This window comes from Pusillibacter faecalis (assembly GCF_018408705.1).
GTDB lineage: Bacteria > Bacillota > Clostridia > Oscillospirales > Oscillospiraceae > Oscillibacter > Oscillibacter faecalis.
Window position 1 is genome coordinate 2,577,959 of sequence record NZ_AP023420.1, and the last position, 20,636, is coordinate 2,598,594.

Annotated in this window: 25 protein-coding genes and 3 pseudogenes; 4 read left to right on the top strand and 24 right to left on the bottom strand. The window is 48.8% G+C overall.

Annotation, left to right across the window (positions count from 1 at the left end; all coding sequences use genetic code 11):
- Positions 1–69 precede the first annotated feature (69 nt).
- The 10 genes and pseudogenes from KJS55_RS12905 to KJS55_RS12950 form a co-directional block, all read right to left on the bottom strand.
- Entirely contained in the window at positions 70–837 is a 768-nt protein-coding gene (locus KJS55_RS12905; RefSeq protein ID WP_003505400.1) for a class I SAM-dependent methyltransferase, read from the bottom strand.
- A gap of 50 nt (positions 838–887) precedes the next feature.
- Positions 888–2,807, bottom strand: coding sequence for a tetracycline resistance ribosomal protection protein Tet(W) (gene tet(W), locus KJS55_RS12910; protein WP_002586627.1), 1,920 nt, complete (start codon positions 2,805–2,807; stop codon positions 888–890).
- A gap of 361 nt (positions 2,808–3,168) precedes the next feature.
- Positions 3,169–3,690: a P-loop nucleotide/nucleoside kinase family protein gene (locus KJS55_RS12915; protein WP_003505403.1), complete on the bottom strand. Its 522-nt coding sequence runs from the start codon at positions 3,688–3,690 to the stop codon at positions 3,169–3,171.
- A gap of 274 nt (positions 3,691–3,964) precedes the next feature.
- Positions 3,965–4,093: pseudogene (locus tag KJS55_RS12920) on the bottom strand (Maff2 family mobile element protein); the annotation flags it as partial.
- Between the two features lie 85 nt (positions 4,094–4,178).
- Positions 4,179–5,066: pseudogene (locus KJS55_RS12925) on the bottom strand (VirD4-like conjugal transfer protein, CD1115 family); the annotation flags it as partial.
- Between the two features lie 86 nt (positions 5,067–5,152).
- Positions 5,153–5,518, bottom strand: a complete 366-nt coding sequence (locus KJS55_RS12930) for a hypothetical protein (RefSeq protein ID WP_118280944.1) — start codon at positions 5,516–5,518, stop codon at positions 5,153–5,155.
- Between the two features lie 77 nt (positions 5,519–5,595).
- On the bottom strand, positions 5,596–5,769 hold the full coding sequence (locus KJS55_RS12935) for a transposon-encoded TnpW family protein (protein ID WP_428846520.1): 174 nt from the start codon (positions 5,767–5,769) through the stop codon (positions 5,596–5,598).
- 64 nt (positions 5,770–5,833) lie between these two features.
- Positions 5,834–6,697: an ATP-binding protein gene (locus tag KJS55_RS12940; protein WP_213543463.1), complete on the bottom strand. Its 864-nt coding sequence runs from the start codon at positions 6,695–6,697 to the stop codon at positions 5,834–5,836.
- Positions 6,694–7,443 (bottom strand): phage replisome organizer N-terminal domain-containing protein, encoded by a 750-nt coding sequence (locus tag KJS55_RS12945; RefSeq protein ID WP_213543464.1) that lies wholly within the window; start codon positions 7,441–7,443, stop codon positions 6,694–6,696. The genes KJS55_RS12940 and KJS55_RS12945 overlap by 4 nt, the downstream gene beginning before the upstream one ends.
- Before the next feature lie 112 nt (positions 7,444–7,555).
- Entirely contained in the window at positions 7,556–7,954 is a 399-nt protein-coding gene (locus KJS55_RS12950) for a cysteine-rich VLP domain-containing protein (protein WP_031475896.1), read from the bottom strand.
- Positions 7,955–8,080: 126 nt separating this feature from the next.
- Here KJS55_RS12950 and KJS55_RS12955 point away from each other — a divergent pair, with 126 nt between their 5' ends.
- Positions 8,081–8,359 (top strand): type II toxin-antitoxin system RelB/DinJ family antitoxin, encoded by a 279-nt coding sequence (locus tag KJS55_RS12955; RefSeq protein WP_005924829.1) that lies wholly within the window; start codon positions 8,081–8,083, stop codon positions 8,357–8,359.
- A complete protein-coding gene (locus tag KJS55_RS12960) occupies positions 8,356–8,646 on the top strand; it encodes a type II toxin-antitoxin system YafQ family toxin (RefSeq protein ID WP_002596328.1) in 291 nt (96 codons plus the stop codon). Before KJS55_RS12955 ends, KJS55_RS12960 begins: the two co-directional genes overlap by 4 nt.
- A gap of 107 nt (positions 8,647–8,753) precedes the next feature.
- Here KJS55_RS12960 and mobQ read toward each other — a convergent pair whose 3' ends face one another.
- The 9 genes from mobQ to KJS55_RS13005 all read right to left on the bottom strand — a co-directional run bounded on the left by mobQ (position 8,754) and on the right by KJS55_RS13005 (position 15,246).
- The gene (mobQ, locus tag KJS55_RS12965; protein ID WP_213543465.1) at positions 8,754–10,199 is read right to left on the bottom strand and encodes a MobQ family relaxase; all 1,446 of its coding nucleotides are present in this window, start codon (positions 10,197–10,199) and stop codon (positions 8,754–8,756) included.
- Positions 10,200–10,385: 186 nt separating this feature from the next.
- Positions 10,386–10,676: a DUF3847 domain-containing protein gene (locus KJS55_RS12970; RefSeq protein ID WP_107630807.1), complete on the bottom strand. Its 291-nt coding sequence runs from the start codon at positions 10,674–10,676 to the stop codon at positions 10,386–10,388.
- Positions 10,677–10,704: 28 nt separating this feature from the next.
- Entirely contained in the window at positions 10,705–11,166 is a 462-nt protein-coding gene (locus KJS55_RS12975) for an RNA polymerase sigma factor (RefSeq protein WP_118556432.1), read from the bottom strand.
- Positions 11,167–11,176: 10 nt separating this feature from the next.
- Complete coding sequence (locus tag KJS55_RS12980; RefSeq protein ID WP_176256120.1) at positions 11,177–11,629, bottom strand: RNA polymerase subunit sigma-24; 453 nt, start codon at positions 11,627–11,629, stop codon at positions 11,177–11,179.
- 103 nt (positions 11,630–11,732) lie between these two features.
- Positions 11,733–12,146, bottom strand: a complete 414-nt coding sequence (locus KJS55_RS12985) for an RNA polymerase sigma factor (protein ID WP_176256121.1) — start codon at positions 12,144–12,146, stop codon at positions 11,733–11,735.
- Positions 12,147–12,669: 523 nt separating this feature from the next.
- Positions 12,670–12,855, bottom strand: coding sequence for a cysteine-rich KTR domain-containing protein (locus KJS55_RS12990; RefSeq protein ID WP_117510411.1), 186 nt, complete (start codon positions 12,853–12,855; stop codon positions 12,670–12,672).
- A gap of 1 nt (position 12,856) precedes the next feature.
- Positions 12,857–13,279, bottom strand: a complete 423-nt coding sequence (locus tag KJS55_RS12995) for a YjdF family protein (protein ID WP_176256122.1) — start codon at positions 13,277–13,279, stop codon at positions 12,857–12,859.
- Positions 13,276–13,800 carry a PadR family transcriptional regulator gene (locus KJS55_RS13000; RefSeq protein ID WP_176256123.1) on the bottom strand — a complete coding sequence of 175 codons (525 nt, stop codon included), beginning with the start codon at positions 13,798–13,800 and terminating at the stop codon, positions 13,276–13,278. The genes KJS55_RS12995 and KJS55_RS13000 overlap by 4 nt, the downstream gene beginning before the upstream one ends.
- A 69-nt stretch (positions 13,801–13,869) precedes the next feature.
- The gene (locus KJS55_RS13005) at positions 13,870–15,246 is read right to left on the bottom strand and encodes an MATE family efflux transporter (RefSeq protein ID WP_176256124.1); all 1,377 of its coding nucleotides are present in this window, start codon (positions 15,244–15,246) and stop codon (positions 13,870–13,872) included.
- A gap of 214 nt (positions 15,247–15,460) precedes the next feature.
- Between KJS55_RS13005 and KJS55_RS13010 the strand changes: the two genes are divergently transcribed.
- Positions 15,461–15,982, top strand: coding sequence for a PadR family transcriptional regulator (locus KJS55_RS13010; RefSeq protein ID WP_213543466.1), 522 nt, complete (start codon positions 15,461–15,463; stop codon positions 15,980–15,982).
- A 141-nt stretch (positions 15,983–16,123) separates the two neighbouring features.
- A complete protein-coding gene (locus tag KJS55_RS13015; RefSeq protein ID WP_213543467.1) occupies positions 16,124–16,492 on the top strand; it encodes a helix-turn-helix transcriptional regulator in 369 nt (122 codons plus the stop codon).
- A gap of 27 nt (positions 16,493–16,519) precedes the next feature.
- On the opposite strand, the gene KJS55_RS13020 is transcribed toward KJS55_RS13015, so the two are convergent.
- From KJS55_RS13020 to KJS55_RS13035, 5 genes and pseudogenes are all read right to left on the bottom strand, one after another.
- Positions 16,520–16,819, bottom strand: coding sequence for a hypothetical protein (locus tag KJS55_RS13020; protein WP_213543468.1), 300 nt, complete (start codon positions 16,817–16,819; stop codon positions 16,520–16,522).
- A 16-nt stretch (positions 16,820–16,835) separates the two neighbouring features.
- Complete coding sequence (locus KJS55_RS13025) at positions 16,836–17,189, bottom strand: TnpV protein (RefSeq protein ID WP_062808226.1); 354 nt, start codon at positions 17,187–17,189, stop codon at positions 16,836–16,838.
- Between the two features lie 26 nt (positions 17,190–17,215).
- Positions 17,216–19,096, bottom strand: coding sequence for a recombinase family protein (locus tag KJS55_RS17395; RefSeq protein WP_228300539.1), 1,881 nt, complete (start codon positions 19,094–19,096; stop codon positions 17,216–17,218).
- A 90-nt stretch (positions 19,097–19,186) separates the two neighbouring features.
- A pseudogene (locus tag KJS55_RS17400) lies at positions 19,187–20,137 on the bottom strand (type IV secretory system conjugative DNA transfer family protein); the annotation flags it as partial.
- On the bottom strand, positions 20,134–20,604 hold the full coding sequence (locus KJS55_RS13035; RefSeq protein ID WP_213543469.1) for a PcfB family protein: 471 nt from the start codon (positions 20,602–20,604) through the stop codon (positions 20,134–20,136). The gene KJS55_RS13035 and the pseudogene KJS55_RS17400, both read right to left, overlap by 4 nt.
- Between the last annotated feature and the right edge of the window lie 32 nt (positions 20,605–20,636).

The following is a 20,636-nucleotide window of genomic DNA, read 5'->3' on the forward strand; positions in this document are numbered from 1 at the left end:
GGCGAAGCCCGTTCATCTTGACCGTTGACTGGCTCGGCCAGGTTTGCTATTTATCCGGCAAACTTGAATTTATTTTAAGCTATCACGTTTTACCTTTTTAAGCCTTACTATCATTACCATAGGAATTTCTTTGTTGTTTTTGAAACATTCTTCATAAAATCCATCAATGACAAATCCAGCTCTAAAACAAAGGTTAAAAATATCTTGTATGGAACGATGATAATAAATCTGCTCCTCCGGTTGCCCTTCAATCGCTATACCATAGTAACTGTGCGGTGTCATATATTTTTCAGTCAACGTGATAAAACAAGGGTGTTGCGTTGCAAAGACAAAAATTCCGCTTTCCTCCAACAGTTCATAAACAGCCATAAGAAGTGGTTCAATATCCGTAATATCCATAATTGCCATATTAGAAACTGCTTTCGTAAAGGCTCGATTTCTTTTTAATTCTAATATACTTTCTCTATTGGTCGCATCCGCTACACAAAATTCAATTTGTTTTGCATATTGTGATTGCCGTCTTTTAGCCAATTCTATCATTTTTTTGCTGTAATCAAAAGCGACAATCGAAGCGCCTCTTTGTGCAAGATACGAAGAATAATTTCCATTGCCACACGCAATATCCAAAATGTAATCCGCAGGATTAGGAGATAGAAGTTCCGTTACTTTGGGACGCACTACCTCTCTGTGAAATTCATTAGATTTGTCACCCATTGCATTATCCCAAAATTGTGCGTTTTTCTCCCAGATTTTTTTACTTTCCTCTGTTCCCATGTTCTCTCCCACTCCCAAAATTTGCCTTTTTGCTTCCATTAAATCTTCCTTACTATATTCCATTGTTACCCTCCATAACTTCTGATTGTTGCCGTCTTGACGATTATGTATCTTTACATTACCTTCTGAAACATATGGCGCACCTTGTCCAGGCGGCTGTTTGGACGGCGGGGCTGGATGACCGGCTGACCGACAGCGGCCTGATATCCTTTCAGCTCTGTAAGGCATACGCTCCGCCCGTTGGTGTAAAAGGCCAGATCAGTACGGTATGCCTGTATACAGCGGGCGGGAATCTCGCCAGTAAAGACAACTTCATCCTTTTTTACCTGGGCCGTTTCGATGGTGGCACAGTATTTCGGTGCATCATGATAAGCCCTGGAAAGGTATTCCTGGGGCGCATAGAGGATGAAGGAGAGATAAGGTTCCAGCAGCTGCGTCCCCGATTCCTTCAATGCCTGTTCCAATACAATCGGGGCCAATGAGCGGAAGTCCGCCGGCGTGCTGACCGGACTGTAATAAAGCCCGTATTCAAAGCAAATCTTACAGTCCGTTACGTTCCAGCCGAACAAGCCCTGCTCCAGCCCGTAACGGATACCATCCCTGACAGCGTTTTGAAAACTCTGGTTCAAGTATCCCAGCGAAACCCGGCTCTCGTATTGTACACCGGAGCCAAGCGAGAGTGGTGTAACAGACAGTCCTATGGATGCCCAAAACGGGTTGGGCGGCACCTCGATATGGATGGTGTGGCTGGCTGCTTTGAGCGGCCGCTCCATATAAATGACGGAGGGTTCCTTTACCACTGTTTCAAGCTTGTATTTTTCCGACAGCAAAGCGGAAACAACCTCCAACTGCACCCGGCCCAAAAAAGAAAGAATGATCTCATGGGTGATGGAATCCACTTCGCAACGCAAAAGCGGGTCAGTATCCGCAAGTTGCGTAAGAGCGTCCAGCAGCCGTTCTCTTTGCGCTGCCGTTTTCGGCGCAATCGTCGTCCGCAGCATGGGGAGGGGGTCCTCGCGCCACCTTTTACGAGGGAGCCGGGTTTGGTCCCCTAATACATCGTTTAACCTCACGCTGTCGCTGGGAAGGATAACAATTTCACCCTGATAAGCGGTGTCTGTCCGAACAATTTCCCCTTTGGATGGAATACGCATCTCTGTGATTTTCAGCTTTTCTCTCCCGGCCAGGGCCACCGTATCCCGCAGGCGCAGCGTTCCGCTGTATAACCGTAGATAGACACGCCGCTGGCCGCAATCGGTGTACTCAACCTTGAAAACGCTGCCGCATAGGGCGGCGCCCCCCTGTTCCCCAATCGGTTGGAACAGCCCTGTCACCGCATCCATCAACGGTTGAATGCCAAGGCCATTTTTGGCGCTGCCATGATAGACTGGGAACAGGGAGGCGTCTTGAACCCGCTGCTGTTCCTCCCGCGCAAGTTTTTCCCGGCTGATTGGTTCTCCTGCGATATACTTTTCCAATAATTCATCGTTATTTTCGATGACCGCATCCCATGCTTCTATGTCGGTATTTTCCTCCAGGACTATTTCCGGGGACAGCGACACCGTCTGCTTGATGATAATATCGGCGGAGAGCTTATCCCGAACAGACTGAACCACGCTCTGCAAATCAACGCCAGCCTGGTCGATCTTGTTGATAAAGATAACGGTGGGAATGTTCATTTTCCGCAGGGCATGGAACAGAATACGGGTCTGGGCCTGCACGCCATCTTTAGCGGAGATCACCAAGATGGCCCCATCTAAAACAGCCAAAGAGCGGTACACCTCCGCCAAAAAATCCATGTGGCCGGGCGTATCCACAATGTTAACTTTACATCTGTGCCACTGGAAGGAAGTGACTGCCGCTTGAATGGTAATCCCACGCTGCCGCTCCAAAAACATGGTGTCCGTCCTCGTTGTCCCTTTTTCGACGCTCCCCGGTTCTGAAATGGCTCCGCTGGCATATAGCAGGCTCTCCGTCAAGGTCGTCTTTCCAGCGTCTACATGGGCAAGAATTCCAATATTGATTATTTTCATGTGATTGTCCTCCCTTTACAGCCCCAAAGGGCATAAAAATCCCCAGCAGTAAAATACTTTTACCACTGGGGATTCTAATTTGCGGACATACACATATACAGCATACACCTATTTGTGATTGCTGTTTTTTGAATATGTCAAAATTGATAAGGCAAAAGTATTCTTAAATTGGGTACAAAAAACCAAGCCCCCACAAAAGGAGCTATCATAATTCTTTGTTCCCACTATTTGATTATAGTTTTATTTAAGAATACCTTGCCGCATATTTTTTACTCCTTTTCTGGAATGAAGCTATTATATCACATCAGTTTTAGGAAAGCAAGTACCTAAAAGAAATTTTTCTTCCCCTTATATGTAACAATCATACCGGCTTCCTGGTGTTCAGAATGGTTTCTGCTGTCTGCTGTGGTGTTTGATTGGAATTGTCCAGCCAAAAGCCGATCCGTGGTGTTGTCTGCATAAATGTATCGTATAAGGTTTCAACCGTAAAGCCGGAATAGCCTGTTTTCTCCCTGTATCGTTCCCTTTCTTTTATTGTTTCCACATCTGGACAAAGAACGACAACCTCAACAGGGTATTTATGCAGATAATTTATCATTCGGTTTAATTCATCACCGTAGTAGTTATCTTGGATCACTACAGAAAAGCCGTTGTCAAAGTATGACCTTGCCGCATCAGCAGTCAATTTGTATCGAAGGTACAGCTGGCGGACTGCTTCCGCTGATGGGGTAGCTGACATATTTTCTCTGCCTGAAATAATCATTTTTCGGAACACATCACCACGAAGATGGACGCATTTTTCTATTGATTTTGCCAGTAAATCGGAAACTGTAGATTTTCCAGAAGCCATTAAGCCTGTAATGAGATAAATTTTTTGTTTCATTTCACTTCCTCCGGCACAAAAAATATGTACATGTAACTAATTCAACACATTTATAATTTGAATAGGGACATTATAGCATTTACTAAATACAAATTCAATGTATACGGAAAGAAAGATATAAGGAGTGGGAGGGATTCCGCCGTAGTCGGCATTGTAGGAAAATCCAAAAGTTTAGATTTTCCCACAATGCTTATCTTTTGGTCTTTGGTTCGGAATAGTGTAGTGCTGGCGGTCTATCTCTTGTTTTCGGTTGCTTGCTTCCTTACCGTACATGAGCATTTGCCGCGGGGTTGTCGGACCCGTAACCTTCCAGCAGATTGATGACGCCCCACACCGCCAGACCAGCGCCCAGCGCCATGACCAGAATCTTGAGAATGTCGATAGCAGAGTTAAAAAATTCCATATACGTTCCTCCATTTTGTTTGTTGGTTTTGGGTACAAAAAAAGCCGCCCACATTGGCGGCGCTTCGGGCCATCATGGCCCGAAGTTACACAAACTCGTCGCTGTCCAGATCGTCGAAATTCAACAGGTCAGCTTCTTCGTCTGTGTCGGAGCAGTCCACCTCGTACACCGTGTATTTGTCCTCCGGCTTTAGTCTCAATGGCCGGTGGCGGAACAGGCTTTCCAAGTGGAAGGCGTTTTTCTTTTTGTCAAACTCGGCTGTGTACTTGTAGTTGGGGTGCTTTTTCAAATCGTATTTGGGAGAAAAGAAGGGCGGAAGCCCTCGAAGCTGCAAGATACACTTGTCTCCCGGCATGGTGGTGATTTCGCTGGTCGTCATCAGCTCCCGGCCAAGCCGCTGGGTGTTCTGGTTGTAGCTTTCCGACTGCCCACGGGAGCGGCCCTCGGTCTGCATGGAGATAGTGGCCTTGCCCAGCCAGTTTTCCGAAATATCCTTTAGGGTGGAAGCCTCACGGCCTCCGAGGAACACGATACTGTCCATGTTTCCCATGATGGTTTCGGAATGGTCCTTGTACAGCGCCTTGCATTGGCTCATGGCCTGATAAAAGAGCGTCAGGCTGATCTCTCGGGAACGGATAACGGCAACGATTTTTTCCAGCCCCGGCACCTGTCCCGTGTTGGCCGCCTCGTCCCACAGCACCCGTACATGATGGGGCAGGCGTCCGCCGTAGGTGTTGTCGGCACGTTCACACAGAAGGTTGAACATCTGCGAGAAAGCGAGGGCCACAAGAAAGTTATAGGTGGTGTCCGTATCGCTGATAAGGAAAAACAGCGCCGATTTTTCATCCCCCAGCCGGTCAAGCTCCAGCTCGTCATAGGACATGATCTCCCGAAGCTGGGGAATGTCAAAGGGAGCGAGGCGGGCCCCGCAGCTAATCAGTATGCTCTTAGCTGTCTTGCCAGAGACAAATTGTCAAGGACTTTTTAATCAAATTCACAAAAAATCTACAAAAAAGGTGCCAGAAGCACTGTATGGCTCCTGACACCTCGTTTGATAGATTACATTTTTCCGTTCAGCAGGTCTTTGCAGAGATACGCATAGTCTGGCAGTTGGTTGATATATGGCTCCCAGCGCCGCTTGATTTCGGCCAATTCCAGCGGATCGGCTGCTTCCAGTGCATGATCGTTGCCTGTCATATATAAAACATCCGTAGCAACATCATCCAAACACCTGCCGCAGAGATCGGCGGCAGATTCTATCCTGATACCGGTATCCACATAGACTGGATTGACGCCAATCGTCAGCCAGACATAGCCTACCTTGTCCGACCAGAGCAGTTCAAAATCAGGGCTTTGCCGCAGATGTTCCGCAAAGACTTCCTTTACTCGCTCAATTTCATGTTTCTCTTTTTCTGTGTAAAGCATTTTCGTGTCCTCCTTGACAAAAATTTTGGTGCGTACCATCATCAGTTTAGCACAAGGCGGCTTCGTTTATCAGTCTGTCACATTTGCTGAATTTCATTTTTGAGCATACGCTTGATTTTATCGCTCATGGTTTCTGTGCTGGTATTGCTGAAATGGACATGAACCTTGTAGGTTGTCTTTCCGATTTTCTTTATCATCGCCGGCGTGTTTTCCGGCGCTCTGGACGCAGTAGCGGCGTCTGACACCTGCATAGTACGGGGTTCTTTGTTCATGGCGCTCCTTTCTCCGAACGGGTCTGTGCCGCCCGGTAAAAAATCAATCGTGCTTACTGTTTACAATGTCTTTTGCTGCCTGTCGGGTAGCACCGGCATTTTCTTCCCGGAAATTCTTCCCGTCAAAGAGAATCGGCGCACACCGTTCCAGAATACGGTCATAGATACGGGCGTGAGCCAGATCAGGCGGGTTTTTCAACTCGGACAGTTTCAAGTTTGTTGTGATAATCATGGGTCTGCGGCTGCGATAGCGGCTGTCGATGACGAAAAACATCTGCTCCATAGCATATTCTGTACTGCGCTCTACACCCAGATCGTCAATGATAAGCAGGTCATATTCGTCAAAGCTGGCAATAAACTCTGACCTGTCCTCAGAGAACATCCCGGTCAGGCGGTTCAGAATGGTGGGGAAGTTCGTCATCAGCACCGGCACATCCTGGTCAAGTAGAGCGTTGGCAATACATCCGGCGAAAAAAGACTTGCCGGTTCCCACATCTCCAAACAGCAAAAGCCCGATATTGCTCTTATATGCCTCTTTCCAGTTCTCCACATAGGCGTGAGCCTTGTCCATCAATGGGTTTTGCCCGTTATCATTGAAAAATGTGTAGTCGTACAGATAACGGTCTTGCAAGCCCTGTGCCTTTCGGCGTTTGATACGCTCCATGCGGCGCTGCCGTTCTTCAGCAGCCTTGCGCTGCTCCTCAGCCTCCCGCTGGCACTGGCAGATGCAGCGCGGCATAAAGTAGCCGGATTTCCCAAAGCATGGCACAACGGTCTGCCTCTGGCCGCCGCATTTCTTACAGTGGATGAGACCGTCTGACGGATCTATATACTCGTCCTCAGCCAATTCCACACCGACAGCTGCCCTGTCGATGAACGCCCGGATTTCTGCGGTAATCTCAATCATACAGTTTCATCCTCCTTTACGCTGTAATCCCGGTTGCGTGAGGGTGTGACAGCTTTTTTAGCGTCCTCACCGGCCCAGCGCCGGATGGTCGCTGCATGGCTCTGATAACGCTTGCCGGTAGAAGCCATGTACTCGGACAGTTTTTCGATGTACTGTTCCCATACAGCAGGAAAGCTGGCCTGCAAGTCTGCCAGTTCTTCATCTGTCAGGAAAACATTCTGGTAATGGCCATAAGTGTGGGAAGGGTGCCCCGTTTCAGGGCGTACCTTCTCTATCTCTCTCTTTATCTCTATCTCTTTCTCTAACTCTATCTCTATCTCTGGTGGACGAATGTCGGACAAATGTCCGCCACTTATCCGGAGCGCAGAAAGAGCCTTATTTTGAAGCCTTGCAGCCCGCTTTCGCTCGGCCTCAGTAGAGGACTGGCCGATTAAAAGTTCGATGTTGCTCATGTAGAATGTGCCGCTGTCCAGCACTTCCACAAGACCCAGCTTCAAAAATATCTGCAAGGCCCTCTCAACAGTGCCGATCTGCTGGCGGGTAATGGTGGCGATCATCTGCGCCGTGTAAGGGATGTCCTCGTCAAGCTGGAGCCGCCCGCCATGTTTCAGCGATTTCAGATACAGCTTGAGCAGAATGTTAGAATACAGCACACCGTCCTGCATACTTTCCAGCAGCACGATGGAATCATCATCAAAATAGTTTTCTTTGAGTTTCAGGTAATAATATTTTCGATTGTCTGACATAGGGTTCCTCCTTGTGGTTCTCTTGGGATTCTGTACGCATTTTAAGGCTATTTTAGGGGGCAGAGGATAAATCTATCAGACTGCCTTTGACACCCCCGAAAAAAGCCTTGATTTACAAGGGTTTTTCAGCCCCTAAAGCGTGACATTTCTCCCGTTGTTTCCGCTTGCGCTTTGCGGCGTTGATCCGCTTCATGCGTGCGGCACATTCCGGGCAGTATTTGGCCCGGTTGGAACCGGGGGTAAACAGCGCCCTACATACGGAGCATTTCTTAGCATTCAGCCGGTGGAACAGCGCCGTTTCCAGTTCCTTATCCTGCGGTAATACCGCCGCCCGAAACCACCTGCACAACAGGGAGTAGGAAATAGACTGGACACAAACACATTCCTCCCCATCGTCCAGAGCGATACAGTTTCCGTCGATGTAGTTACAGCACTCATGCACCAGTTTCCGCGCTCTGCGATACTGGCGGTAATCCATGACAGGGATAGGTTCAGTCTTGTTGTTCTTCATAAATGATTTCTTTCATAAAGCGTGTAACCTCCTCGAATGAATTTATTGTTAAATATTCGTGCAAAGTATTGTTTTCTTCGTGCAAATGGCATATACTATAATTGCCAGCAGAAAGGGGTTGATCGTATGGCTGGAAATACCACAAACATCAGTATCCGCATGGACGCAGATTTGAAAGCGCAGGCGGACGCACTGTTTACTGAACTTGGCATGAACCTGACTACGGCGTTTAACATCTTTGTGCGCCAGTCGCTTCGTGAAGGCGGCATTCCCTTTGAGGTAAGGCTGGAACAGCCGAACAAAGAAACGGTTGCTGCCATGCTGGAAGCGGAAAGGATTGCAAAAGACCCGTCTGTAAAGGGCTACAATGACCTTGACGAGTTGTTTGCTGACCTGAAAAGATGAAAGAAACCAAATATACCGTCAAGTACACGACCAGTTTCAAAAAAGACTACAAACGAGCCATAAAGCGTGGCTTGAAGATTGAGCTGCTGGAGCAGGTCGTAGCATTGCTGGCAATGGGCGAACCGCTGCCGGATAAGAACCGCGACCATGACCTGTCCGGCGATTGGGCGGGCCATCGGGAATGTCATATTCTCCCGGACTGGCTGCTTGTCTATCGCATAGAGGATGATGTTCTGGTGCTGACGCTGGCCCGCACCGGCACACACAGCGACTTGTTCGGCAAATAAACAGTCTGCCGCCGTATGGGGAAACCTGTACGGCGGTTTTTCTGTATGCAAAGGTATGTCGTGAAACGCGACGCACTTGACAGAGGTACGCCAAAACGCGGTAGCCTTTACCGCTCCGGCCCACGGTCGTGAGACTTGTCCCGTTCCTGTCGGGACAGCTGCTCGGCGGTTTTGCGGAGCCGTTCCACTGCTTTCAAATCCTCCCTCATGGATTTCATGGCAAGCGTGTCCGTCTGCTTTCCGGCGGTCAGCTGGTCGATCTCCCGCTGCCATGCCTTCGGGGTGATCCCCTCGCCGCTATCTTTCAATTCTTTCAGATACCGGGCTGCTGCGTCATACAGGATCAGTTCCCGGCTGTGGCGCTGCTCAAACTGTTCCCGCTTTTCCGGCTTTACTTTGGCAAGCTGTTTGTGGATGGACTTGTACTGGTTGTATTGTTCCCACATCTCCCCGCGTTCGGTAAGAATGGCGATCCGGCGCTCAGCCTTGACGATCTTTCCCCGCAGGTCATAGTAACGGCTGTTCATATCAGCGATTTTTTCATGAAGCTGCTGCATAGACTGGATGCCGTTTACCTGTAAAAAGCTAAATAGTGCAGCGCTTTCCTGCAAAGCCCGGATTTTGCCGGTGCGGGTGCGGGGAGTGTTCAACTGCTGCTGGGCCTCCCACAAAGCAGTCAAGCTGCTTTGCTGTGTTTGTGGTTTTTCCGCTTCGTCTTTCGACCAGCGATAAAGACGGGTAATGCGGGCTTTAATTTCTTTCAGCAGTTTGTTGTCGGCGGCGATCTGTCGGTTTACTTCCCCCTTGTCGGTGCGGATACCGCGCTTTTCCATTTGGCTGGCAGCTGGCCCCAGATGGACAGAGGGGATTTTATCAATGCCCTGCCGCTTGTAGCTGCGGTGGTCAATGCGCTCCGGTCTACCGGCAGATTCCAGCGCCCGGTTGGTGTAGGCTGCCCACGCTGCCCGCCAAATCTCCACATTTCCTTTATCGTTCCAGTCGGTCGTATCCTCCCGATGATTTTTCCAGCCGCCTTTCCCATCCGGGATACGCTGTCCGTTCTCGTCCAGATCGTATGCCTTGCGGCACTTTGCGCCCCACTGTCCATTTTCTTTCAGAGGCCGGAGCGTCAGCATGATATGGACATGAGGATTGCCGGTTCCCTTGTCATGGATAGCAAAGTCGGCACACATTCCTTTGTCTACAAAGTTGTCCTTCACATAGGCACGCACAAGGGCAAGCTGTTGTTCGCCGGACAGTTCACGGGGCAGGGCTGCTTCGATCTCGCGGGCAAGCTGACTGTCCCTTGCTTTCTCGATTTGCTCCACGCTGTTCCAGAGGATAGAACGGTCTGCAAATTCCGGCGGGGCGTGGGCGGGCAGCATGATCTCCGCATGGACAATGCCGCCTTTCCGGGTGTAGTCGTGGGTCATTCCATCCCATTCATTTGTCATCTTGGTTCCGCTGCGGTAAGCAGCTGCGGCAACGGCAGAACGGCCTGCGCTGCGCTTGATGATACTGACGGGGATATGACAGAAATCTATGGGGAACACCTCCTTTCAGTGAGGGGATAACAGGCTCTGTGGAGCCGGACAAACGCAAAGCGGGTGTTTGGCTGTGCAGAGCGCACAAGGGGTTTGGGGAGCGTAGCTTCCCATCGCGGACGAAGTACGCAATGTCCCCGGCAGGGCGCACAGCACCGGCAACGGTGTATAAGTGCGCCCTTGTAAACAAGGGACTTATGGCGTGTCCCCGGATTTTGGAAGGATTGCAGTCAATTCCACAGCCCCCGGAAGGTGGGACAGGGCAATCAGAAATGCTTTGACCTCTGCGCCGGAAAGGTTAGGAGCCAGCGGGAAAATCCCCTCTAAAATGGCTCCGCGCTCAATCAAGCGGCGGGTGCGAACCCTGCGTTCTTCATTCCGCTGCTTGTTCTCTAAAATCTTCTTGCGGTTTTCAAGCTGCCAGATCTCCTTCAGGACTTTCTCCCGTTCTTCTTTTGAGGGGTGGGCTGTAATTTTTTCGTTCATGTCATGCACCTCTTTTCTTTGGAAACGCTCATAGATTGACCGTCCATTTCTGACGCGCAAAGTACCGGCGTAGCCCCCGCAGTGCAGCGTGGATGGATTTTCCCGCCTGCGATGGTGTGATACCCTCCATTGCGGCAATATCTTTCACTTTCATACCCAGCATATAGCGGGCATGGACACGGCGAGCCTGCATAGGCGGCAGAGAGGAAATGGCTTCGTACAATCGCCGTATCAGTTCTTCGTATTCGGCTAATTCCTCTTTTTCTATCAGATGATCCTCTGGCGATGGCTGCGCCCAGCCGATTGCAGCATTTTCGATTCCGTCGTTACAATCGAGGGAGTAAAACGCCTTATATCGGAACATCTTGCGCTCTCTGGAAGCCTCGGCCCTCTTATCCAGAAGAAACGCTTCGACGATCTCATCGGACACCTCCACAAAAATGTCCTCTTTGCAAAATGGATAATATTGTTTGAGATTGATGGTCTGCATAGGCACGCCCTCACTCTGTTTGAAAAAGGTCATCATAGCAGCGGCGCATATTCCGCAGACCTCGACGGATGGCAACGCTGACCTTGCTGCTGTGGATGCCCTCTCTCCGGGAGATTTCCGGCTGCTTGATACCGGCAATGTAGTAGGCGTGAACACGGCGGGCCTGTGTCGGAGTGGCATGAGCCAGAGCCGCAGGCAGAGCTGCAATCAGGTGCAGGCGGGTGGTCATTTCTTCTCGTTCCAGCAAAATATCTTCCGGCGATCTGCTGTGTTCCAGTGCGTAATTTTCCAGCCAGCTGTATGCGTCCAGAGAGTAGTAGGCGCGGTGGTAGACTTTCCGACGCTCATAGTTCTCCATCTCCCGCTGGGCCTGATACATCGCTGCCCATACCTCGTCCGTAACATCCACAAACTCGTCATGCCGGTAGTGGGGATACATCCACCGCAGATTGATTGTTTTCATAGGCTTACCTCCTGAAAATTGGAGAGGCGGGCAGCTCGTCCGCTGTCCGCCCCTCGCTGAGATAAGGGAAATGATCCCTTTCACTTGGTAGCCAGAAAACAGGTCATTCGTTAAGCCTGTTCCCAAAGAAATTTATAAATTTTTTTCTGACCGCCTCCACACTTTGATACACAGCCACTTTGGAGCAGCCGCACAGCACACCGATCTCTGCAAGGCTCAGTCCGTCAAGCGCGTAGAGCAGGAACCGGCGGCGCTGGGCCTCGGTACAAGTGTCCAGAACTGCCATCAGCTCATGCAGCGTTTCCATGCGGCAAAGGTATTCTTCCGGCGTTTCGCCGTAGGCTCCTACGCCCTCGGTGGTAATGATGTACTCGTCAAACTCCCGGCCATCCCAATGCCGCCGCTGTTCATGGAACAGGTTCTCCGTTTTGTGATCGGCCCGGTCAAGAAATTCATAGACTTCCAGCGTGATCTCCACGGTCACAGCTTGTCCGTTATAATTGATGGTAACTTCCATCTGCCTTTCCTCCATTCAGATTTTTTCGGGAAAATCTGAATGGGGTGGTGGAGAACGGCACCGGGGATAAAGTTCGGGCCATGCTGACCCGATGTTCCGGCTCCATAGGGACAAAAAAGCGCCCGGACGGCATAAAGCCATACGAGCGTCATGGAATATATTTTGCTGTTTAATTACATGGTATAGTGCATACCACCGGCCGCATTGCTCCGCTGCTGGGAACAGGCTTTTTTTAGCTGGTGCAGGTCATGGGTGCTGTGAAAATAGGCAAAAATAGACACGGCGGCAATCCTCCTATATGCCGCCGTGGATTTACACGGTGTTAGGTCGTCGTTGGTTTAGGATAGGCGAAAAGAAACGGCGGCTCTGATTTCTCAAAACCGCCGCCAGAGTATGTAGAGTAAGCGCACAAAATCAACCTGCCCAGCTACGGTTTTTTTCTTTCCCCGTTGGGCGGGGCAGGCTCTCGTCGTATATTGAAATAAAAAAGGACCGATAACCACAAGTGAATTTACCTTGTGTATTATCGGCTCTGCGTCTGTGCGTCTGGCTCTTGAACGATGGATAAATTTAGTTTTCTTACTGTAATCAGGGTTTCATGTTTGCATTTAGGACAATATAACGGAAAGTTTTCCAGTACTGTATCATCGCGGATTTTCAATCGCGTTTTGCTGCCGCAAAAGGGGCATAAAATCCATTCTATCTTCATGTTATCTTCCTCTGTGCTTGGCTTTCTTCTTTTCCTGCCGTATGGCAAACTGACGGTCTTTCTCAGCCTCTTTCTGCTCACGGCTCTTGGTTTTCCGTTCCAGCTTACATTGCTCATGCTGGAGTTTCAACGCCTGCTGTGCCTTTGTGCCAATGCCTTTATCTTGCAGTTGACTTTGGATTTCGCGCTGCATTCGTTTGGGATTGATTTTTCGCTCTATGGCTACTTCGGTCTGGATCGGGGGACTGAATTTCAATTTATGCCAATTCTTCAGCAGAAACTCATAGACCTCATAGTCTTTGGGCTCTGAACCAAAAGTGATTTTACATACCTCGTACTTACCGTTATCCGTTCTTTCGTATAGACCAATCCAAAATGGAGCTTCAAACAGGATGGTCAAACTGCTTTGGGGGACTGTGCTCATTCTTTTAAGAACTGCCCTTCAAAGTGATCCAGCCATTCCAAAAGGGCGCGATAGAGAAACTGCTGCTGCTCAAAAATCGTTCTCCCAACCAAAGGAATGTCTGTAAATTCCCGCGCATAGCCCTCGTTGGATTCAGCCGAGGACTGTATGCTCCGGCGCAAAGCCGAAACCAGCTCCAACGCTTCGGCCTTGTCCATCTTGTTCAAATTGGTAATAACCACATTGAAATCGAATAGCAAGGGTACTGGGCCAGCGGCATAAGAGGCCATCAGCTCCTTGAAATACGCTCTGCCCTGATCGGTAATAGAATAAATAGCTTTATCCGCAAACTTATCGCCCTTGACAATATCGCTTTGCAGATAACCCTTTTCGCTCAACTGGAGAACCTTGCGATAAATAGAAGGTACGCTTATTTTTGTCCAGCGGGAAAAATGGTGGTACTCCACATCCTTTTGAATGTCATAGGCGCTTTGTGGTTTTTCCAATACAATACCAAGTATGACTAAATCGATTGACGACATAACTACACCTCCAACTTTTACTATTATCAATAGTACTATTGTTGATAGCAAAAGTCAAGGGGAAGTACTTTATATTTCCGAATTGGACATAACCTGTTTTTCAGCCATAGACAATTCCCGATGAAGGTGTAACGCCATAAATACAGTGATTACTACGGAAATTACATCCGCGATGGGTTGGGCATATAGGATTCCGTTCATTCCCCATACCATAGGCAGCAGCAAAATGACAGGAACAAAGCAGACACCTTGTCTACATGCTCCCAAAAAGAAACCTGCCGCACCTTTGCCCAAGGCAAGGAACAAAGAGGAGTAAACCGTGTAGAAACCAAAAAGAATGAATGTGATCCCATTTGCAAACAGTGATTTTTGACCTGCTAAAATCATTTGAGTATCTCCCTCAGTAAATTGAGAGATAATCTGCGTAGAAAAAACGGCCATCACCAAGCCCACAACTAAGCAGAAACTTGTAGACCAAATGATTGAGGTTTTGATTGCTTCGCGCAGGCGATCAAACTTCTTTGCCCCATAGCTGAATCCAGCAATAGGCTGGAACCCTTTCAGAAATCCAAAGACAACAAGAGTTCCCATAGAAGTAATTCGCGTAACCGCCCCCATGCCTGCAATGACCGAATCGCCATAATTGCTGGATGCGCGGTTAATTAGCGCAATCGAAAGACTTGTCAGCAGTTGGAACACCAAAGTGGGAACTCCAATTTTCAAAATTTCCGCCATCATTTGCCTCGTAGGAGAAAATATTTTTATACTGAACGAAAATACGCTTTTTTTTCGCAGAACATAGGTAAGATAAACAAGCGTGGATACCATTTGCGAAATTGCTGTGGCGATTGCTGCACCTTCTACTCCCATGTCCAAAGTATAAATGAAAAGAGGGTCTAATCCGATGTTCAATACGGCTCCCAATAGCAAGGCACACATGGTCGTTTTTGCTGCCCCCTCGCTACTTACAATATTGTTCATTGTTACATTAAACACATTGAAAATACAGGACAGCACATAAATTCTTGCGTATGTCAAGGCATACGGCATAATTGTTTCCGTCGCGCCCAACATTACCAAAATTGGTTTAAGGAAAATCGTAGAAAGTAGGATGATAATAGCACCAATCAGAATACTGCTATACAGTGCGGTGCTTGCCACTTTATCGGCGGTATCTTTATCTCCGCGCCCCAATAGTCTTGACAGATAGGATGCGGCTCCGTTACCGAACATAAGGCCTAAACCAACCACGACTTGTCCCAACGGAAATACGACAGAAATAGCACCCATTTGACTTTTGCCCAAGCCACTCACAAAATAGGCATCCACCAGATTATAGAGTGCATTGATCAACATCCCAATCATAATCGGTATGCCGAGAGCCATCAGAGCTTTGGGGATTGGCGCACTGCCCAAAAGCTCAAGTTTGTTGTTGCGTTCATTCATTGTTAATTCTCCTTTCGCTTCTTTAAGTATAATTTACAGTAGTATAGATTATAGTATCATACCACATAAATCATAGTACTATAATTTATAGTATATGTCAAGAGAAGCGAGGCGATTTGTCTTGACAAAGAGTATAAAATCTAATACTATAATTTATAGCAAATTTGACAGTATTCTTTCATGCAGAAAGCATAGTGAAAGGGCGTGATTCCACATGGCGACCATAGATTTAATCGTGTTGGGAATATTGAAAAAGGAGCCAATGAGCGCCTACGATATTCAAAAGTTAGTAGAATATAGAAACATATCCAAATGGGTAAAAATCAGCACTCCATCCATTTATAAAAAAGCCATTCAGTTAGAAGAAAAGGGGCTAATCCGAGGCGAAATCGTAAAGGAAGGGAAGATGCCAGAAAAAGCGATTTATTCCCTGACGGAAGCCGGAGAAGCAGAATTTGAACGGCTCATGTTTGAGATTTCTGGAAAACCTATTAACATTTTTCTGGACTTCAACGCTGTTATTGTGAATTTGGATTCCTTGCCACCTGAAAAACAAAAATCGTGCATAGCAGAAATTGAGAAAAATATTAGTACTTTAAAATCCTATTTGGAACATAATATACAGAAAAAAGAAAATGAGCCCAGTATTCCCGCAACAGGTATGGCTGTTTTGCGTCAGCAGTATGTACTGGTGGAAGCAATCCAAGCATGGATTGCTTCATTAAAAGAGAATTAACAATAAATCATTATGCGGAAAGACCAGCAACTTTGAGTGGCGCTGGTCTTTTATATATGAATTATAAACTTCAATTAACCTGCATATAGCAATATTCCACGGGCAAAGTATGAATTATACAATGTAGCTGGGTGATGTTATATGACGAAAGTTGAAGATTGTCCCGGTTTTGAAACCTTCGGTGCAGATGTCAAAGCCGCACGAGAGACAAAGCGTTTGGCACGAAAAACATTGGCAGAAATGGTTGGGATTGAATGGCGGTATCTTGCCAACATTGAGAATCAAGGTGCGATTCCGAGCCTGCCTGTGATGATCCAGTTGATTAAGGTCTGCGGACTTCCCGTGGAACGGTATTTTAACCCGGAGATCATGCGAGAAGAAAGCGAACAGCGGCAACGGGTCAGCCACAAGCTGAAGCTCTGTCCTGAAGAATACCTGCCGATTATCGAAGGTGCCATAGACGGGGCGCTCAAAATGGAACAGACTGCGAAGCAGAAGGAGGACGCATAATCGCGGCCTCCTTCTGGCATTTCTATATCAAGGTTCCCGGCACTTTTTCAAAAGTTCCCGACACCTCTGCTGGATTTCTCTGGTTTCTGTCACAGTCAGTTCACGCTCGTTTCCGGTAATTTTATCTTCCAGAAAGTTGGCGTATGTACCCAGCAAAGCGTTCCGTAAATCCTCTGGGGTTTTCTGTATCTCGGCGCTATACCAGTCATTCCGGTGGGGTTCCCATGCCATTAATGTATAACCGTGGCTGGTCTGAACCACCTCATACAGAGGGTCATCATCCAGATATGCCTGAAACACTTTCAAAACCTTTTCAAAGGTCAACATTTCCCACACCTCCCATTCAGCTGCAAATCAGTTCCCTGATTAAAATTTCCTCAATCTGTGCCGTTAATGTGTTCATCAGCCCCACCCAACGCATAGGATCACAGGCTTTCAGTTCCTCAGTGACACCCGCAGCCTCCATCATGTGAGGTAACATGGTGTCCATACGCTCCTGCGCTGTCCGGTCAATCTCTAACAGGTGTGGATACAGCTCCTCGCTCATCAGCAGTTGGTTGTAGAGAATGGGACGATGTTCCTTCAGGTAGGATTTTCGCATCCTGCCGTACTTGCCGATAGAAGTTTCCGGCTGTTCAGAAAGTTTTAGGTTGGGTATATCATAATCTCCACAACGAATGTAAGTCAACTTACTCATATTCATTCTCCTTTGCTCCGTGATGATTAGACTGCTGCGCTGGCTGCTATGCTGCCTTTGCGCGGTTCTTCTTTCGGTAGCTGTCCGACAGTAGAAAAAACACCTTTTTTCATATCCTCAGCCCGGATCAGGGCTTTCTTAGCGTCCATTTCCGCTTTTTTCTTCGCCTTGATTTTGTCCTCATACCGTTTCTGTGCGCCGCTGGCTTTCCGCTTCAAATAGTTCTGATGGAGCCTGTCCTTGCGTTCTTCTTTTTTCCGCAATTCTTCCTGTTCCTCTGGAGTTAAAGGAACCGGCTGTAAGGATGGCGGGATATAGCGTCCTAAAAAATTGAAGTAAATTTCAATTTCCTGCGTGGTATCCTGACTGCCTTTTCGGGAGCGTTCATGGACAAGGATTTTCTCTACAAACTCGTTGAGCATGGTATTTGTCAGCGTGTCAAAATTCTCGTACTTATCAATCAGGGCTATAAATTTCTCCGCTGATTTCTGGCTTTGCTCGTAGCCGGTCACAGCCTTTTCCAGCTCCGCAATTTCAATCTCAAGTGCGTCCTGCTCTTTGGCATACTGTGCATCAAGCGCCCTATATCGTGCATCCGGCAGCTTGCCGAGGGCATTGTCCTCATAGATTTTGCAAATCAGTTTTTCCAGTTCTCCGGCTCTCTTTTGAGCAGCGGCCAGATGCCTGCGCTTTTTCGATATATCGGCACTCTGTTGAGCAACCTGCGTTTCCTGAACGGTGTGAATAAATTCCGTCCGGTCATTTCTGGAATATTCAGCGATAGCCCGGAGCGTGTCAGAAGCCAATGTCAGAACAGCACTCTCATTGATACGGTGTTGTGTAGGGCATAGTGTCCCACACGGAACTTTGGTATAATTGGAACAGGTATATTGAGAAATCCGCCTGCCATTGTTGGTGCGGTGGACATACATCTTGCCGCCACAATCTGCACAATAGAGCAAGCCTGTGAGGGGAGCTGCTTCGCCCCAGCCGTTTGGATAACGCCGTACATTGCTGCGGATTTTCTGCACCAGATCAAAGGTCTGCTGGTCGATAATGGCTTCATGGGTATTCTCAAAGATCGTCCACTCGTCCTCAGAAACATAGTGGCTTTTCTTGTCCTTAAAGTGCTTGCGGGTCTTGAAATTGATGGTGTGCCCCAAATACTCTCGTTTTTTCAAAATGTTCACGATGGTAGATGACCCCCATCCATAGGGGTCTTTGACCGGCTTTGAACGGTTCACACCCTCGTTGAAGCGGGCAAGGTGTACGACAGGAATTTCAATCCGGTCTGCGGATAATTTGCAGGCGATCTGATAAGGCCCATATCCCTCCAGCGTGAGGGCGAAGATACGGCGCACCACTTCGGCAGCTTCCTCATCTACCAGCCAATGCTCCCGTTTTTCGTCCCATAAGTAGCCGTAAATCACAGTGCCGGTCAGGTGCTTGCCGCTCATGCCTTTTGACTTAAACACAGAGCGAATTTTCCGGCTGGTATCACGGGCGTAAAATTCATTCATGATGTTGCGGAACGGGGTAAAATCGTCATCGCCTTTCAGACTGTCCACACCGTCGTTGATGGCAATCAGACGAACGCCTCGCTGCCGCAAAACCTCCATAACCTGACCGACCTTCAGATAGTCGCGCCCCAACCGGCTCATGTCCTTGATGACGATTGCCTCTACACGCCCTGCCTCCACTTCCTCCATCATCGCCAAAAATCCGGGGCGGTCAAAACGGGTGCCTGAGATACCATCATCGGTAAAGTGCGTAGGGTTTGGCAGCCCGTTCCGGCGTGCAAAATCCTCTAACATCTGTTTTTGGTTGGATATGGAGTTGCTCTCGCCCTGTAACTCATCGTCCCGGCTCAGGCGCTCGTACAGTGGGGTGATTTTTTCGTTTCTCATAGCTGTACCTCCTGAAACAAAAATGCTCTAAGTGATTGCTTCACTAACCATGACACAATCATGATTAAGAAGTCACTTAGAGCATATATCACCGCTTGCCAGCTTGTACTTCTTATACTGCCTCACAGCAAAGTGCTGGGGACTCCGGCGCTCCAGCCCGTCAAACATATAGTCCACCGCGTTTTTGAAGGTTTCGTCATCCTCCCGGACTTCCATGCTGTTTATCATTTCCACCAGCGTATTCATATTGCGTTCTTCCTCCGGCCCCTCAAATACGATGTAGGCCACAAGGGCGCAGTACAAAAGGGTTTCGGCTTTGGTCCAGAACTCGTCGCCCTCCTTGCCGTCGCCTTTGGTGTTGGCGATCAGGGCGGTGACGAATTTCAGCACGTCGCTTTCCGTTTTGATGTAGGCCAGCGGATTGTAGTGCATGGATTTGGAGAAGTCGATACTATTGAACACCCGCACCTTATATTTCTCCCGTTGCAGGAACCGCCCGCATTGGTCGAGGGTGCCGCCCTTCGGGTCCACCACCACATACGAGGAGTGGGCTTGAAGGAGCTGCGGGGTCAGCCAGAACCTTGTCTTGCCCGAACCGGACGAGCCGATGACGCAGGCGTTCAGGTTGCGGGCGTTGGCGGGTATCTTCGGGCGGGTGTTCATGGTAAGGAACTCCGTCCCGGTCAGAATGACATTGTTCTGAAATTTGGGGTCTACAAACGGCTTTATATCCTCCTTTGTTCCCCAGCGGGCGGTGCCGTACTCCGCATCCCGCCGGAATTTCTTTGCCTGCTTGATTTTGGACTGTATCAGCAGATACACCCCAGCCGCACCGGCGAGGCCCACCAGCAGATCAATGCCACCCAGCCCCGGCCAGTAAGTTTCAAAGGCTTTGGGGAAGGTGTCGAGCATCCCCATGAGCTTTGTCCCGAAGTCTGCGCCGGGCGCGATACGGTAGGCCGTCCCGATTTTGGAGAAAAACCAGAACACAAAGAGGTACGGCAGGTTGGGGAGCACATATTTTCTGATCTTGTCACTCAACGTCCGTCCTTCACCGCCTCTCTGGTCCGCTGCTTCTCCTTCGGCTTTGTCCTGATCTGCTCCGTGAGCTTGCGGAGCTGGCCGAGGATAGAAGTCTTGTCCTGGTCTTTGTTCAGCACCTTTGTACTGTATTTCTGGAAGGCCGCCGTGATGGCGTCCGCCTGATTGGCTTTGAAGAACAGCAGGTAATGGCCGGGGCTCACTTTATGGAAAGCGTAGTCCACATGGAACTCCTTCGCTATCCGGTCAAAATCCTTCGGCGCACCCACATACTGCATGGCGTTTTTGCCGCCGTAGTGGTTCATCAGCTTCTTCACGCTCTGGCGGCCCTGCGGGGTCAGCGCCTTTCGGTGCTGCTTTTGCAGCGCCCGAACCACCTTGCCAAGAGCGGCGGCCAGCACTTTTCCCGTCAGCTTCGCCGTCTTGATCGAAAGTGCAACTGTTTTTTGGTTTACTTCTTCCTGCATAAAACCTCCTTTCCGTCAGGGCTTCCGGTAGA

Excerpts from the sequence above, each read along its gene's own strand:
- KJS55_RS13000 (WP_176256123.1), bottom strand. The coding sequence starts at position 13,800 with ATGTCGTCAATCGATTTAGTCATACTTGGTATTGTATTGGAAAAACCA.
- KJS55_RS13035 (WP_213543469.1), bottom strand. The coding sequence starts at position 20,604 with ATGCAGGAAGAAGTAAACCAAAAAACAGTTGCACTTTCGATCAAGACG.
- KJS55_RS12975 (WP_118556432.1), bottom strand. The coding sequence starts at position 11,166 with ATGCAGACCATCAATCTCAAACAATATTATCCATTTTGCAAAGAGGAC.
- KJS55_RS13025 (WP_062808226.1), bottom strand. The coding sequence starts at position 17,189 with ATGAGTAAGTTGACTTACATTCGTTGTGGAGATTATGATATACCCAAC.
- KJS55_RS12980 (WP_176256120.1), bottom strand. The coding sequence starts at position 11,629 with ATGAAAACAATCAATCTGCGGTGGATGTATCCCCACTACCGGCATGAC.
- KJS55_RS12915 (WP_003505403.1), bottom strand. The coding sequence starts at position 3,690 with ATGAAACAAAAAATTTATCTCATTACAGGCTTAATGGCTTCTGGAAAA.
- KJS55_RS12935 (WP_428846520.1), bottom strand. The coding sequence starts at position 5,769 with ATGCAGGTGTCAGACGCCGCTACTGCGTCCAGAGCGCCGGAAAACACG.
- KJS55_RS13015 (WP_213543467.1), top strand. The coding sequence starts at position 16,124 with ATGACGAAAGTTGAAGATTGTCCCGGTTTTGAAACCTTCGGTGCAGAT.
- KJS55_RS12950 (WP_031475896.1), bottom strand. The coding sequence starts at position 7,954 with ATGAAGAACAACAAGACTGAACCTATCCCTGTCATGGATTACCGCCAG.
- KJS55_RS12905 (WP_003505400.1), bottom strand. The coding sequence starts at position 837 with ATGGAATATAGTAAGGAAGATTTAATGGAAGCAAAAAGGCAAATTTTG.
- KJS55_RS13020 (WP_213543468.1), bottom strand. The coding sequence starts at position 16,819 with ATGTTGACCTTTGAAAAGGTTTTGAAAGTGTTTCAGGCATATCTGGAT.
- KJS55_RS13005 (WP_176256124.1), bottom strand. The coding sequence starts at position 15,246 with ATGAATGAACGCAACAACAAACTTGAGCTTTTGGGCAGTGCGCCAATC.
- KJS55_RS12940 (WP_213543463.1), bottom strand. The coding sequence starts at position 6,697 with ATGATTGAGATTACCGCAGAAATCCGGGCGTTCATCGACAGGGCAGCT.
- KJS55_RS17395 (WP_228300539.1), bottom strand. The coding sequence starts at position 19,096 with ATGAGAAACGAAAAAATCACCCCACTGTACGAGCGCCTGAGCCGGGAC.
- KJS55_RS12990 (WP_117510411.1), bottom strand. The coding sequence starts at position 12,855 with ATGAAGATAGAATGGATTTTATGCCCCTTTTGCGGCAGCAAAACGCGA.
- KJS55_RS12955 (WP_005924829.1), top strand. The coding sequence starts at position 8,081 with ATGGCTGGAAATACCACAAACATCAGTATCCGCATGGACGCAGATTTG.
- KJS55_RS12945 (WP_213543464.1), bottom strand. The coding sequence starts at position 7,443 with ATGTCAGACAATCGAAAATATTATTACCTGAAACTCAAAGAAAACTAT.
- KJS55_RS13010 (WP_213543466.1), top strand. The coding sequence starts at position 15,461 with ATGGCGACCATAGATTTAATCGTGTTGGGAATATTGAAAAAGGAGCCA.
- KJS55_RS12960 (WP_002596328.1), top strand. The coding sequence starts at position 8,356 with ATGAAAGAAACCAAATATACCGTCAAGTACACGACCAGTTTCAAAAAA.
- KJS55_RS12995 (WP_176256122.1), bottom strand. The coding sequence starts at position 13,279 with ATGAGCACAGTCCCCCAAAGCAGTTTGACCATCCTGTTTGAAGCTCCA.
- KJS55_RS12985 (WP_176256121.1), bottom strand. The coding sequence starts at position 12,146 with ATGGAAGTTACCATCAATTATAACGGACAAGCTGTGACCGTGGAGATC.
- KJS55_RS12930 (WP_118280944.1), bottom strand. The coding sequence starts at position 5,518 with ATGCTTTACACAGAAAAAGAGAAACATGAAATTGAGCGAGTAAAGGAA.
- KJS55_RS12970 (WP_107630807.1), bottom strand. The coding sequence starts at position 10,676 with ATGAACGAAAAAATTACAGCCCACCCCTCAAAAGAAGAACGGGAGAAA.